This window comes from Methyloligella halotolerans (genome assembly GCF_001708935.1).
GTDB lineage: Bacteria > Pseudomonadota > Alphaproteobacteria > Rhizobiales > Methyloligellaceae > Methyloligella > Methyloligella halotolerans.
In genome coordinates this window covers 257,501-269,474 of sequence record NZ_MASI01000001.1, presented here as the reverse complement: position 1 = coordinate 269,474, position 11,974 = coordinate 257,501, and the positions used below count along the sequence as shown (strand labels likewise).

The following is an 11,974-nucleotide window of genomic DNA, read 5'->3' as shown; positions in this document are numbered from 1 at the left end:
GCGTCCCCGGAATTAGTGGCAGAAAGCCCGAATGGCTCTTTTCAAGAACGACCCCCACAAATCCGTCGCCGTCGGCAAGGTCGATTTCGACAATACCAAACCCTTCGCCCTGATCGCCGGCCCCTGCCAGATGGAGAGCCGCGACCACGCCATGGAGATGGCGAGCGCCCTGAAGGAGATGGCCCAGAACCTCGGGCTGGGTCTCGTCTACAAATCCTCCTTCGACAAGGCGAACCGCACATCCGGTTCGGCGAAGCGCGGCATCGGACTCGACAAGGCGCTTCCCATCTTCGCCGATATCCGCGAAGAGCTCGGCCTCCCCGTCATCACCGACGTCCACGAACCGGATCAATGCAAGAAGGTCGCCGAGGTCGTGGACGTGCTGCAGATTCCGGCCTTCCTCTGCCGCCAGACCGATCTGCTGGTTGCGGCTGCCGAGACGGGAAAGCCGGTCAATGTGAAGAAGGGGCAGTTCATGGCGCCCTGGGACATGAAGAACGTCCTGGCCAAGCTCTGCGACGCCGGCAATCAGGACGTGCTCCTGACCGAGCGCGGCGCCTCTTTCGGGTACAACACCCTCGTCACCGATTTCCGCAGCATCCCCATCATGGCGGAAACCGGCGCGCCGGTGATCTTCGACGCCACCCATTCGGTGCAGCAGCCGGGCGGGCAGGGGAATTCGTCGGGCGGCGAGCGCCGCTTCGTGGCGACCCTGGCCCGGGCGGCCGTCGCGGTCGGCGTCGCGGGGCTCTTCATCGAGACCCATGAGGATCCCGACAGCGCGCCCTCCGACGGGCCGAACATGGTGCCGTTGAGTGAGCTGGAAACGCTTCTCACCGACCTGATCGCCATCGACTACCTGATCAAGACGCCGGCGACGGAGACGGCCTAGCCCGACGCTGGCCTAGTCTCCTCATCGTCACTGGATCCCTGCTTTCGCAGGGATGACAGCCTGCGCGTCTGTCACCGCCGCAGCGACGCCCTCTGTCCTGCCCGTTTCAGCGGGAAGACACCGTCCTGATCTAAACCTCGATCACACCCGGCGGGATCAGCTCCTGAGCCTCCCGGTCCCAGCGCCAGAGATTGTCGTCGGTGAGGTGGGTCCCGCCCCACCAGCGATCGATGGAATTCTCCGAATACCGGTCCGCTTCGCCCATCACGACGGCCTTGCCGAATTCCGAAAGGCCCACCGAGCTCTTCAGATAGGTCTGGGTTCCGGCGGCGTCTTCGGGGCTGAAGAAGACGTTCTGAAGCCCGTCGACCAGCGGCGTATCGCAAAGCGACAGCCGTCCAGCACGGCCCAGAAGCTCCAATCGCCCATGAACATCGCCTCTTCCTGGCGCTGGGAAAGGGCGAACATCTGGGGCGGATTGAGCTCGGTGACTGCGAGTGGCTGCAACATCTGCCGCTCGGTGCGGGTCAGCCCGTCACGCCCCGGCAGCTCCTCCAGCATGCGCAAGACCGCCGGCCGGAGATAGGGCAGGGACGCATCCGCGCTGTCGAGAAGCTCCGCCCATTCCTCCGGCGTATCGGAGCGGAAGGCAGCCCAGCCTCGCGCGGCGAGCGCAAGCTGCTCCTCGGTGACCGGCTGCTCGGACGCGCGCAGATCCGGCAGGTCCTCCGCCGTCATGTGGGAGATGAACTCCGACGATTGCACCAGCAGGAGCTTGCCCGGCTCCCGCGGATGGGCGTCGAACCAATCGAGGATCTGGAGCAGCTGGAGCTGATCGTAGAGATCGTGCTCGAACCACAGCGCCACCCGGTCGAACACCTCCGAGACCATCAGCCCGCGATTGCGCGACTCGAAATCGTTGCGAAGCTGCTCGGGCGTTGCCCAGCCCCGGGAGGCCAGATAGTCGGCGCGGATCGCATCAAGCTCCTCGCGCTCCTCGGTGAAAGGCACCGGGCCTTCGTGCAGCACGTCACGCCAGGGCAGCACCTCGCGCCGGCGATGGACGAGCGCAGCAGGTTACCCGCCTGATCGCCATTGGTGATGATGAGGTCGTGCTCCATCGCAACCATGAAAACGCTCCTTAGCCGCGCCCGCGATAGGGCGCCACGCCTTGGTCCGGCAGCCAGAGGCCTTGCGGCGCCTCACCATGCTGCCAGAAGACATCGATGGGAATTCCGCCCCGCGGATACCAATAGCCGCCGATCCGCAGGAAGGGCGGCGCGATCTCCTCGACGATCCGCTTGCCGACGCTGACGGTGGTCTCCTCGTGGAATCCGCCGTGATCGCGGAAGCTGAACAGGTAGAGCTTCAGGGATTTGGATTCGAGCAGCCAGTCGCCCGGCACGTAGTCGATCACCAGATGGGCGAAATCCGGCTGACCGGTCACCGGACAGAGACAGGTGAATTCCGGACAGGTGAAGCGCGCGAGATACTCCGTCCCAGGATGCGGGTTCGGCACCCGCTCGAGCCGCGCCTCATCGGGCGACCGGGGAATGGCGGTCTCGTGGCCGAGCTGGGTCAGCTCTTCCGTATGTTTGGGCGTATCGGCCTCTCCGGCCATCGCAAGATCCTATTCGGCAAATGCTACTCGGCCGCGAGCGGGTGCGGCCCGTGATAGATGCAGCCTTCCTGGCAGCTGTCCCGGGACACGGCAACCTCCGACAGACCCGGCAGGCGGTTATGGAGCCGGTCCCAGATCCACATGGTGATACGCTCCAAGGTCGCAGCTCCAGCCCCTCGATATCGTTGAGGAAGCGGTGATCCAGCGCCTCGCGCGCCTCCGAGATCGCCTTCGCAACCTCTTCGAAATGCACGACCAGGCCGGTCTTCGGATCCGGCGCGCCGTCGATCGAGACGCGCACGCGGAACGAGTGGCCATGCACCCGCGCATTCGGGTGGCCATCGGGCGCCGACGGCAGCAGATGGGCCGCCTCGAAGAAGAATTCCTTATAGATCCGCATGGGCGCTGTTTATGAGATTTCGTTGGGCCAGACCAGTGGTTCGGCCAATTTGGCGCAAGCTAGGCTAATTTAGCGTAAGCCCAAGATCTTGTGGCTTTGCACGCTCAACCGCCATTTGGGGTGCGCCATGCAATAGTCAATCACGGCGTGGGTATTCTCCGCCTTGTGCGGACCGTCCATGGGCTGCAGCAGATGATGGGCGAAGTCGAGATCCCACAGGTCCTCGGGTCTGAGGCTGTCCTGAGGATAGACGAGCTTCAGTTCGTCGCCGCTCCGCTGCTGAAGCGGCGCGCCCGCCTTGGGGCTCACGCAGATCCAGTCGATGGAGCGCGGTACGGGCAGGGTGCCGTTGGTCTCGATGGCGATCTCGAAGCCGACCCCATGCAGCGCGTCGATCAACGCATCGTCCACCTGCAACATGGGCTCGCCACCGGTCAGCACGATGAATGGCCGTGTCCCGCCATTGCCCTTCCATTCGGCCTTGCAGGCAGCCGCGAGCGCCTCCGCTTCGCGGAACTTGCCGCCCCCGGTGCCGTCCGTTCCGACGAAATCCGTGTCGCAGAACTGGCAGACCGCCTCGCCTCGATCTTCCTCGCGCCCCGACCACAGATTGCAGCCGGCAAAACGGCAGAAGACGGCCGGCCTTCCGGCCTGCACCCCTTCGCCTTGCAGCGTGTAGAAGATCTCTTTGACGGCGTAAGTCATCTTGGCCCGGAAATTGGCGATTTATGCGGAGATGCGCAAGGGAACCCTTGAGTTCAGATCTCGGACCAATACTCCGCCTCGTCATCACCGGGTGAACCCGGCATGACGCTCGAGCGTGGTGGACCGCTAAGCCGCCACCAAACTCTGCGGCAGATCCCGCAACCGCTCGATATCCTGAGACGGCGGCAGGCCGAACAACCTCCGGTACTCCCGGCTAAACTGAGAGGGGCTGCTGTAGCCCACATCGTAGCTGGCTGACGCCGCATCCCGCATCCCCAGCAGCATCAGCCGGCGCGCCTCCTGAAGCCGGAGCTGCTTCTGGTACTGCAACGGGCTCATGGCGGTGATGGACTTGAAGTGGCTGTGGAAGGCCGACGCACTCATGCCAGCGGTCTCCGCCAGATCGTCCACCCGTAGCGTCTCGCGGTAATTGGTCTTCAGCCATCCGATCGCGCGGCTGACTCGCTGCAAGCGGCTATCGGCCATGGCGATCTCGCGAACTTTCGCCCCTTGCTCGCCCTGGAGAAGACGAAACAGGATCTCCCGCTCGATCAGCGGCGCGAGCACCTTGGCGTCTTCCGGCGAATCCAGCAGGCGCAGCATGCGGATGGCGGCATCCGTCAACTCCGGCGTCACCGCGCTGACCGAAAGGGCAGGGGCCGGCGCCATCGGCCGCACCTCAGAAAACGCCTGATCGAGCAGCAGGCTCGCCAGCGTCTCACGGTCCAGATCGAAGCGAAGGCAAAGATACGGCTCTTCCGGCGTCGCTCCATGATCTGGCCCACCGCCGGCACGTCGACGGAGATCACCAGATACTTCTCCGCATCGTAGGAAAGCACCTGTTCGCCCAGGATCGCCCGCTTGCTGCCTTGGGCGATGATGCAGACCGCGGGCTCGTAGACCGTATGGAGGGGAAGGGTCGGCGTGGAGCTCTTGATCAGGAACAGGCGCGGGATCGCAGTTGCCTGAACCCCGTCGGCCTCGGAAAATCGATCAATGAGAGAGGCGAGCTCGCGCCGCTTTTCCATTCTTTGCAATCCTTTTGTAAGCCCAAGACCGCGGGAGAAAACCGCGCATCCAGCCCGACGCCAACCTAGCGCCTCCCGATCCGCCGCGTCTTGCGCAAAACGGCAACTTTAGAGGATTAGGCAAGAGGCCCGGACCATCTGACTACCGCTCCACGCGCACAAGCCCCACTTTCCCAACCAGTCACAAGGCGCCGAGGCGCAGATTAAGAAGGAGAGTGACCATGGCGAATATCGAAGGAAAAGTCGTACTGATCACCGGCGCCAGCAGCGGCATCGGCGAGGTCACCGCCCGCCATCTGGCGAAGCAGGGCGCCAAGGTCATGCTGGGTGCCCGCCGCACCGACAATCTCGAGAAGATCGTGAAGGACATCAAGGATGCCGGCGGTAGCGCAGCATTCAAATCCGTCGACGTCGTCAAACGGGACGAGGTGGATGCCTTCGTCAAGGCGGCGATCGACGAGTTCGGCAAGGTCGACGTCATCGTCAACAACGCCGGCCTGATGCCGCTATCGCCCCTGACGGCCCTGAAGGTGGACGAGTGGGACCGCATGGTCGACGTCAACATCAAGGGCACCCTCTACGGCATCGCCGCGGTGCTTCCTCTCATGAAGAAGCAGGGCTCCGGTCAGGTGATCAACCTGTCCTCCGTGGCCGGCCACGTCGTCTTCCCGGGCGGCGCGGTCTATTGCGGGACGAAATTCGCCGTCCGCGCGATTTCCGAAGGTCTGCGCCAGGAGAACAAGGATATCCGGGTGACGATCATTTCGCCCGGCGCCGTAGCGACCGAGCTTCTGGAGCACATCACCGACGAGGAGACGGCGAAGATGGCCGACGGGTTCGGCCAGATCGCGATCTCGTCCCAGGCCATTGCTGAGTCCGTGGCATTCGCCATCGGCCAGCCGGATGATGTGGATGTGAACGAGATGATCGTGCGCCCGACGGTGCAGGATCTCTAGGCTTGGTTCCCTCTGATCGAGGGATGAGAATAGGGGAGGCGGAGGACGCAAATCTTCCGCCTCCCTTTTTCATGCTGGGAAGCGAGAAGTGCTTACTTCTCCCAGTCCTCAAGCTCCATCTTGCCCGGAATCACCTTCTCGGGCGGATTGGTGCCCGGAGGGTTGATGGACCGGATGAAGGCAATGATCTTCCAGAGGTGATCGGCGGTCTTGATGGTGTGGCCCATCGCAGGCATGCCCGCATGGACGCTGCCCCACTGACGGCGGTAGAAGCCCTGCTTCTCCAGGCCGTCGGAACCGAGGGTGATCAACCGGAACAGCACGTCGTCCGTGTTGCCCCAGAACCAGACACCTTGGCTGAGCGCGGGGCAGAAGCCGCCGCCGCCCGTGCCGCCATGGCACTCGTTGCAGCCCGGAAGCCGGAACTGAACGACGAGCTTGGGGTCGTCGGCTGCCATCTTCTTGTAGTCGGGATAAGGGCTGTGCAGACCGCCCGGTGGTATCTTCTCGACAAGCTCCGTTGGCGGGGTCTGATCGCCGGGCTTGCAGCACTCCACAGCGTCGCTGGCTTTGTCGGCTGCCTCAGGTGCGCCATCTGCCGCGGCGCCGGCCTTCTGGTCGTCATCGCCGGAAGAAGAGGTCTCGTCTTCGGCGACCTCCACGGTTTCGCCCGTCTTATCCGACGAGACGGCGGTATCGGACGTATCGGAAGGGGCAGTCGTCGAGGCCTGCGCCGTCGCCGGCGCGGCTTCGGACTGAGCGACGACCCAGGGCACGCCCTCGGTCAAGAACAAGACGCCGATCGTCAGACAAAACGCGACGAGCGGCGCATGTCGCATCAAAGCTTTCATGCGTATCTCCGTATGATTCTCCCAGTTTCTCATCATGCCGCGCGGTGGGAATAGCCGAACGACGGCATCAGCTATGCCATTTTTCGGCATGAAGGGCGAATTTATCCCGTCGCGGACATGGAGAAGAGGAGACGGAACCCGGCGCGCTAGCGCTCTGAAATGGCTCTCGCTTAGTCGCCGGCGGTGTCCCGCGCGGCGTGCCATTCCCGATACCCGCGGGCCCGAAGCTCGCAGGCCGGACAATCGCCGCAGCCATAACCCCAGTCGTGGCGGGTCTGATGGTCGCCGCGATAGCAGGTGTGGCTGTGCTCGATGATGAGATCGACGAGGGGTTGCCCCCCGAGACGGTCAGCCAGGGCCCAGGTCTCCGCCTTGGACAGCCACATCAAGGGAGTCTCGATGGCGAAGTCGAATTCGGTGCCCAGCCGGAGCGCCCGCTCCAGCGCCTCCAATGTCTCGTGGCGGCAGTCCGGGTAGCCGGAATAGTCCGTCTCGCACATCCCGCCCACGAGCACCCGCAGATCCCGCCGATAGGCGAGAGCCGATGCATAGGTGAAAAAGACGAGGTTCCGCCCGGGCACGAAGGTACTCGGCAGACCGGACTCCAGCATCACGATCTCGGACTGGCCGGTCAGCGCCGTGTCGCTGATGGCACCGAATCCGGAAAGGTCGAGCATGTGATCGGCGCCCAGCTTGCGCGCCCAATCCGGGAAGGCCTCCCGCAGCCGGTCGAGAACTGTCTGCCGGCACTCGAGCTCGACCGCATGCCGCTGGCCGTAATCGAACCCCACTGTCTCGACATGGGTGTAACGGGAAAGAGCGTGAGCCAGGCAGACAGTCGAATCCTGCCCGCCTGAGAAGAGCACGAGGGCACGGTGGGAATTATAGGCCATTTTTCGCAGTCTCGGACGCTTTCATCATGCCGCTTATGTTGATGTCTTCCGGCCCTGCAAAGCCAGGGTGACGCAACAACGCGCTTTCGCTTTTACGGGGCCTTTGTTAAGAGGACGGAACCTTGGGCGCGGTCCGATGCGCCCTCCATGAAATCCGTAAAGCCGCGAAGAAGCGCTTTTTAAAGCGAGGAACCCCTATGACCGCAATCAAATCCGTGAAGGGCCGCGAAATTCTCGACAGCCGCGGCAACCCGACGGTCGAGGTGGATGTCACGCTGGAAGACGGCGCTTTCGGTCGCGCTGCGGTGCCCTCCGGCGCCTCCACCGGCGCCCACGAGGCCCACGAGCTGCGCGACGGCGGCAGCCGCTATCTCGGCAAGGGCGTCCAGAAGGCGGTCGAGGCCGTCAACGGCGAGATCGCCGAGACCCTGAAAGGCATGGACGCCCTCGACCAGGAAGCCGCCGACAAGGCGCTCCGGGATCTCGACGGGACGGAGAACAAGAAGCGCATCGGCGCCAACGCCATTCTCGGCGCGTCGCTTGCCATCGCGAAGGCGGCCGCGGCCTCCAAGGGCCAGCCGCTTTACCGCTATCTCGGCGGCGAGCAGGCCAACCTGCTGCCCGTCCCCATGATGAACATCATCAATGGCGGGGCCCATGCCGACAACCCGATCGATTTCCAGGAATTCATGATCGTGCCCGTGGGCGCGGACAAGTTCTCCGAGGCGCTCCGCATGGGCGCCGAGGTCTTCCACGCCCTGAAGAAGGCGCTGAAATCCGCCGGCCACAACACAAATGTCGGCGACGAGGGCGGCTTCGCCCCCAATCTTGGCTCCACCCGCGAGGCCCTGGACTTCGTGCTGACCGCAATCCAGGACGCAGGCTTCACCCCCGGCGACGACATGTATGTCGCCCTCGACGTGGCCGCGACCGAGTTCTTCGAGGACGGGAAGTACAATCTCGCCGGCGAAGGCAAGGTTCTCGAAGGCGCCGACATGGCCGAGTATTACGGCGAGCTCCTCTCCAACTATCCGATCTTCTCCATCGAGGACGGCATGGCCGAGGACGACTGGGACGGCTGGAAGGCCCTCACCATGCTCATCGGCAACAAGTGCCAGCTCGTTGGCGACGATCTCTTCGTCACCAACGTCACCCGCCTGAAGCAGGGTATCGACAAGGGCATCGCCAACGCGATCCTGGTGAAGGTGAACCAGATCGGCTCGCTGACCGAGACCCTCGAAGCGGTCAAGATGGCCCAGGACGCCGGCTACAACGCCGTGATGTCCCATCGCTCCGGCGAGACGGAAGATTCCACGATCGCCGACCTGGCGGTGGCCACCAACTGCGGGCAGATCAAGACCGGCAGCCTGGCGCGGTCCGACCGGGTGGCGAAGTACAATCAGCTTCTCCGCATCGAGGAAGAGCTGGGCGCATCCGCGAAATATGCCGGTAAATCAGTCCTGAAGCGCGGCGCGTAACCAGGCCTTAACTCTCTCTCGCCGAGACTGCCGATTCGCCCCCGCGCCAAAGCGTGGCGCCATCGGGGGAAGGTTTCCGGGGAGGGGGTTTCGCGTCTGTCATGGGTGTCCGGTCACTGATCTTCCCGCTGCTCGCCTGCGGGATCGGCGCATATTTCGGCTACAGCCTGCAGAGCGGCGATCACGGTATGAAGGCCCGTGAGGAGCTGCAGTCCCGCAAGGAGGTGCTGCAGGGCGAGCTCGCTGGGCTCCAGGAAGTCCGCAAGCGCCTGGAGCGCGACGTGGCGCTGCTGCGTCCCGAAAGCCTCGACCCCGACATGCTCGACGAGCGCGCCCGCGCCATTCTCGATCTCGCCCATAACGACGAGGTCGTCATGATGAAGCGACGAGCGCCCAACGAATCCTTCATGCCGCGTCCCGAACGCTAGCCGGCCGATAGCTGGGAAAAGCCCGGCTGCGTCGGTGGCGGGGCAGGGTCGATCCGTGTAAAACTGCCTCCAGTGGCTTGAGCCGACGGAGGCCCGGTTGAGTACTCAAAGCCAAAATTCCCAGCCCATTCCACGCTTCCTGTCTCAGGCGGCGCAAAACCCGTCGGAAGACAAAGGCCGGTTGGAAGCAGATCCGCCGGAAGCCGCGGCGGGACCGCGCAACGGCGCTGCCGGCGGAAACGGGAATGGACACACCGAGAGCTTCGCGGCCGAGGTCGCGACGAGGTGATCGGCCGCAAGGGCGACACCTCCAGCCTCGACACCTATCGCGCCATGCTCCTGATCCGCCGCTTCGAGGAGAAGGCGGGACAGCTCTACGGCATGGGGCGGATCGGCGGCTTCTGCCACCTCTATATCGGCCAGGAAGCCATAGTCACCGGCATGCGCACGGTGATCGAGGAGGGCGACCAGGTCATCACCGCCTATCGCGATCACGGCCACATGCTGAGCTGCGGAATGGATCCGAAATACGTCATGGCCGAGCTCACCGGCCGCCGCAGCGGCTACTCCAAGGGCAAGGGCGGCTCCATGCACATGTTCTCCGTGGAGAAGGAGTTCTACGGCGGCCACGGCATCGTCGGCACGCCCGCACCACTCGGCACTGGCATCGCCTTTGCCAACCACTACCGGGACAACGGCCGCGTCTGTCTGACCTATTTCGGCGAAGGCGCCGCCAATCAGGGCCAGGTCTACGAGAGCTTCAACATCGCATCGCTGTGGAAGCTGCCGGTCGTCTACGTGATCGAGAACAACCGCTACGCCATGGGCACGTCGGTCGAGCGCGGCAGCGCCAACGCCCACAAGCTCTATAATCGCGGCGCCGCCTTCGGCATTCCCGGCGAGCAGGTGGACGGCATGGATATCTCCGCCGTGGCGGACGCGGGCGCCCGCGCAGTCCACCATGCGCGCCAGGGCGCCGGGCCCTATATTCTGGAGATGCTCACCTACCGCTATCGCGGCCACTCCATGTCGGACCCCGCCAAGTACCGCACCCGCGAAGAAGTGAAGGACGTGCGCGAACATCACGATCCCATCGATCTCGTGGGCAATCGCCTGATGGATGCCGGCATCGCCACCGAAGAGGATCTCAAGACCATCGACAAGGAGATCCGCGCCGTCGTGAACGACGCCGCCGAATTCGCCCTCGAGGATCCCGAGCCCGATCCGGAAGAACTTTGGACCGACGTTCTCGTCGAGTCCCAAGCCCCCTCTGAAGCCTGAGGCTGCAAAGCGCCGCAATGTCTCAAGAAGTCCTGATGCCGGCCCTGTCGCCCACCATGGAGGAGGGCACCCTCGCCAAATGGCTGGTGAAGGAGGGCGATGCGGTGAAGACCGGCGACGTGATCGCCGAGATCGAGACCGACAAGGCGACCATGGAGGTCGAAGCCCTGGACGACGGTAAGGTCGGCAAGCTGCTGGTCGCGGAAGGCACGGAGCACGTTCCGGTCAACCAGCCCATCGCCATCCTGCTCGGCGAGGACGAGGACGCCTCCGACATCAAAATTCCCGAAGCTCCGGAACCAAAGCAGACGGAGCCGGAAGCAAGCGGCGAAACTCAGGCCAACGAGTCGTCACCGGAGCCTAAGCCGGCAGACCACAAAGAGCCCGAAGCCAAGGCACCGCCCAAACCGAAGATCGCCCCCGACCCGAAGATTCCCGAAGGCACCGAGTTCGTCGACCAGACGGTTCGCGAAGCCTTGCGCGACGCCATGGCCGAGGAAATGCGGGCCGACCCCGACGTCTTCGTCCTGGGTGAGGAGGTCGCGGAGTATCAGGGCGCCTACAAGGTGACCCAAGGCCTGTTGAAGGAGTTCGGACCGAAGCGCGTCGTGGACACGCCTATCACCGAATATGCCTTCGCCGGCATCGGGGCCGGCGCAGCCTTCACCGGCTTGAAGCCCATTGTGGAGTTCATGACCTGGAACTTCGCAATGCAGGCCATCGACCACGTGGTGAATTCCGCCGCCAAGACCCATTACATGTCGGGGGGCCAGATGCGCTGCCCGATCGTGTTCCGCGGCCCCAACGGCGCCGCCGCCCGGGTCGCGGCCCAACACAGCCAGGATTACGCGTCCTGGTATGCCCACGTGCCCGGGCTGAAGGTGATCGCGCCCTATAGCGCCGCCGATGCCAAGGGGCTCCTTAAAGCCGCCATCCGAGATCCGAACCCCGTCGTCTTCCTGGAGAACGAAATTCTCTACGGCCAGCAGTTCAAGGTGCCGAAGCTCGACGACTGGGTGCTGCCCATCGGTAAGGCGCGCATCCTGCGGGAAGGCAAGGACGTGACCCTGGTCTCCTATTCCCACGGCCTGACCTACACCATCGAGGCCGCCGATAAGCTTGCGGAGGAGGGCATCGAGGCGGAGATCATCGATTTGCGCTCCCTCCGCCCCCTCGATCTTGAGACGATCCTGGCGTCGCTCGCCAAGACCCATCGCCTGGTCGCAATCGAGGAGAGCTGGCCCGTCTGCTCCATCGCATCGGAGATATGCGCGCGCGTTACCCAGGAGGGGTTCGACGATCTCGACGCCCCGCCGCTCACCGTCTCCGGCGCCGACGTTCCGATGCCCTATGCCGCGAATCTGGAGAAGCTTGCCCTACCGCGGACAGAGCAGGTGATCGCGGCGGCCAAGAAGGTGCTCTACAAAGACTGATGCAGGAC

Annotated in this window: 14 protein-coding genes and 2 pseudogenes; 6 read left to right on the top strand and 10 right to left on the bottom strand. The window is 64.0% G+C overall.

The features are described 5' to 3' along the window. The first annotated feature begins 31 nt into the window (after window positions 1-31). A complete protein-coding gene (kdsA, locus tag A7A08_RS01385; RefSeq protein ID WP_069093764.1) occupies window positions 32-892 on the top strand; it encodes a 3-deoxy-8-phosphooctulonate synthase in 861 nt (286 codons plus the stop codon). 130 nt (window positions 893-1,022) lie between these two features. Here kdsA and A7A08_RS16120 read toward each other — a convergent pair whose 3' ends face one another. The 8 genes and pseudogenes from A7A08_RS16120 to A7A08_RS16660 all read right to left on the bottom strand — a co-directional run. Further along, on the bottom strand, window positions 1,023-1,190 hold the full coding sequence (locus A7A08_RS16120; protein WP_169822890.1) for a hypothetical protein: 168 nt from the start codon (window positions 1,188-1,190) through the stop codon (window positions 1,023-1,025). Window positions 1,191-1,198: 8 nt separating this feature from the next. Beyond that, complete coding sequence (locus tag A7A08_RS01380) at window positions 1,199-1,939, bottom strand: hypothetical protein (RefSeq protein ID WP_069093763.1); 741 nt, start codon at window positions 1,937-1,939, stop codon at window positions 1,199-1,201. 94 nt (window positions 1,940-2,033) lie between these two features. Beyond that, entirely contained in the window at window positions 2,034-2,513 is a 480-nt protein-coding gene (gene queF / locus A7A08_RS01375) for a preQ(1) synthase (protein WP_069093762.1), read from the bottom strand. Between the two features lie 23 nt (window positions 2,514-2,536). After that, entirely contained in the window at window positions 2,537-2,671 is a 135-nt protein-coding gene (locus A7A08_RS17060) for a hypothetical protein (RefSeq protein ID WP_280948648.1), read from the bottom strand. 65 nt (window positions 2,672-2,736) lie between these two features. Then, window positions 2,737-2,913: pseudogene (locus tag A7A08_RS17055) on the bottom strand (6-pyruvoyl trahydropterin synthase family protein); the annotation flags it as partial. Window positions 2,914-2,982: 69 nt separating this feature from the next. Then, window positions 2,983-3,618: a 7-carboxy-7-deazaguanine synthase gene (gene queE, locus A7A08_RS01365; RefSeq protein ID WP_069093761.1), complete on the bottom strand. Its 636-nt coding sequence runs from the start codon at window positions 3,616-3,618 to the stop codon at window positions 2,983-2,985. A gap of 126 nt (window positions 3,619-3,744) precedes the next feature. After that, window positions 3,745-4,002, bottom strand: a complete 258-nt coding sequence (locus A7A08_RS16665; RefSeq protein ID WP_245290800.1) for a helix-turn-helix transcriptional regulator — start codon at window positions 4,000-4,002, stop codon at window positions 3,745-3,747. A 180-nt stretch (window positions 4,003-4,182) separates the two neighbouring features. Next, window positions 4,183-4,646, bottom strand: a pseudogene (locus A7A08_RS16660) (AraC family transcriptional regulator); the annotation flags it as partial. Window positions 4,647-4,867: 221 nt separating this feature from the next. On the opposite strand from A7A08_RS16660, the gene A7A08_RS01355 reads away from it, so the two are divergent. After that, a complete protein-coding gene (locus A7A08_RS01355; RefSeq protein WP_069093760.1) occupies window positions 4,868-5,602 on the top strand; it encodes an SDR family oxidoreductase in 735 nt (244 codons plus the stop codon). A gap of 92 nt (window positions 5,603-5,694) precedes the next feature. Here A7A08_RS01355 and A7A08_RS01350 read toward each other — a convergent pair whose 3' ends face one another. After that, on the bottom strand, window positions 5,695-6,453 hold the full coding sequence (locus A7A08_RS01350; protein WP_069093759.1) for a hypothetical protein: 759 nt from the start codon (window positions 6,451-6,453) through the stop codon (window positions 5,695-5,697). A gap of 170 nt (window positions 6,454-6,623) precedes the next feature. Further along, window positions 6,624-7,346: a 7-cyano-7-deazaguanine synthase QueC gene (gene queC, locus A7A08_RS01345; protein ID WP_069093758.1), complete on the bottom strand. Its 723-nt coding sequence runs from the start codon at window positions 7,344-7,346 to the stop codon at window positions 6,624-6,626. Between the two features lie 197 nt (window positions 7,347-7,543). Between queC and eno the strand changes: the two genes are divergently transcribed. From eno to A7A08_RS01325, 4 genes are all read left to right on the top strand, one after another. Then, entirely contained in the window at window positions 7,544-8,824 is a 1,281-nt protein-coding gene (gene eno / locus A7A08_RS01340) for a phosphopyruvate hydratase (protein ID WP_069093757.1), read from the top strand. 101 nt (window positions 8,825-8,925) lie between these two features. Next, complete coding sequence (locus A7A08_RS01335; RefSeq protein WP_069093756.1) at window positions 8,926-9,252, top strand: FtsB family cell division protein; 327 nt, start codon at window positions 8,926-8,928, stop codon at window positions 9,250-9,252. Window positions 9,253-9,585: 333 nt separating this feature from the next. Then, window positions 9,586-10,533 (top strand): pyruvate dehydrogenase (acetyl-transferring) E1 component subunit alpha, encoded by a 948-nt coding sequence (gene pdhA, locus A7A08_RS01330; protein WP_069094255.1) that lies wholly within the window; start codon window positions 9,586-9,588, stop codon window positions 10,531-10,533. Window positions 10,534-10,550: 17 nt separating this feature from the next. Further along, window positions 10,551-11,966 (top strand): pyruvate dehydrogenase complex E1 component subunit beta, encoded by a 1,416-nt coding sequence (locus A7A08_RS01325; RefSeq protein WP_069093755.1) that lies wholly within the window; start codon window positions 10,551-10,553, stop codon window positions 11,964-11,966. The last annotated feature ends 8 nt before the right edge of the window (window positions 11,967-11,974 follow it).

What these genes read in the sequence shown, in the direction of transcription:
- pdhA (WP_069094255.1), top strand. Translation starts at nt 9,586, where the DNA reads ATGCTCCTGATCCGCCGCTTCGAGGAGAAGGCGGGACAGCTCTACGGC.
- A7A08_RS01325 (WP_069093755.1), top strand. Translation starts at nt 10,551, where the DNA reads ATGTCTCAAGAAGTCCTGATGCCGGCCCTGTCGCCCACCATGGAGGAG.
- queE (WP_069093761.1), bottom strand. Translation starts at nt 3,618, where the DNA reads ATGACTTACGCCGTCAAAGAGATCTTCTACACGCTGCAAGGCGAAGGG.
- A7A08_RS01350 (WP_069093759.1), bottom strand. Translation starts at nt 6,453, where the DNA reads ATGAAAGCTTTGATGCGACATGCGCCGCTCGTCGCGTTTTGTCTGACG.
- queC (WP_069093758.1), bottom strand. Translation starts at nt 7,346, where the DNA reads ATGGCCTATAATTCCCACCGTGCCCTCGTGCTCTTCTCAGGCGGGCAG.
- A7A08_RS01355 (WP_069093760.1), top strand. Translation starts at nt 4,868, where the DNA reads ATGGCGAATATCGAAGGAAAAGTCGTACTGATCACCGGCGCCAGCAGC.
- queF (WP_069093762.1), bottom strand. Translation starts at nt 2,513, where the DNA reads ATGGCCGGAGAGGCCGATACGCCCAAACATACGGAAGAGCTGACCCAG.
- A7A08_RS01335 (WP_069093756.1), top strand. Translation starts at nt 8,926, where the DNA reads ATGGGTGTCCGGTCACTGATCTTCCCGCTGCTCGCCTGCGGGATCGGC.
- eno (WP_069093757.1), top strand. Translation starts at nt 7,544, where the DNA reads ATGACCGCAATCAAATCCGTGAAGGGCCGCGAAATTCTCGACAGCCGC.
- A7A08_RS16665 (WP_245290800.1), bottom strand. Translation starts at nt 4,002, where the DNA reads ATGAGTGCGTCGGCCTTCCACAGCCACTTCAAGTCCATCACCGCCATG.
- kdsA (WP_069093764.1), top strand. Translation starts at nt 32, where the DNA reads ATGGCTCTTTTCAAGAACGACCCCCACAAATCCGTCGCCGTCGGCAAG.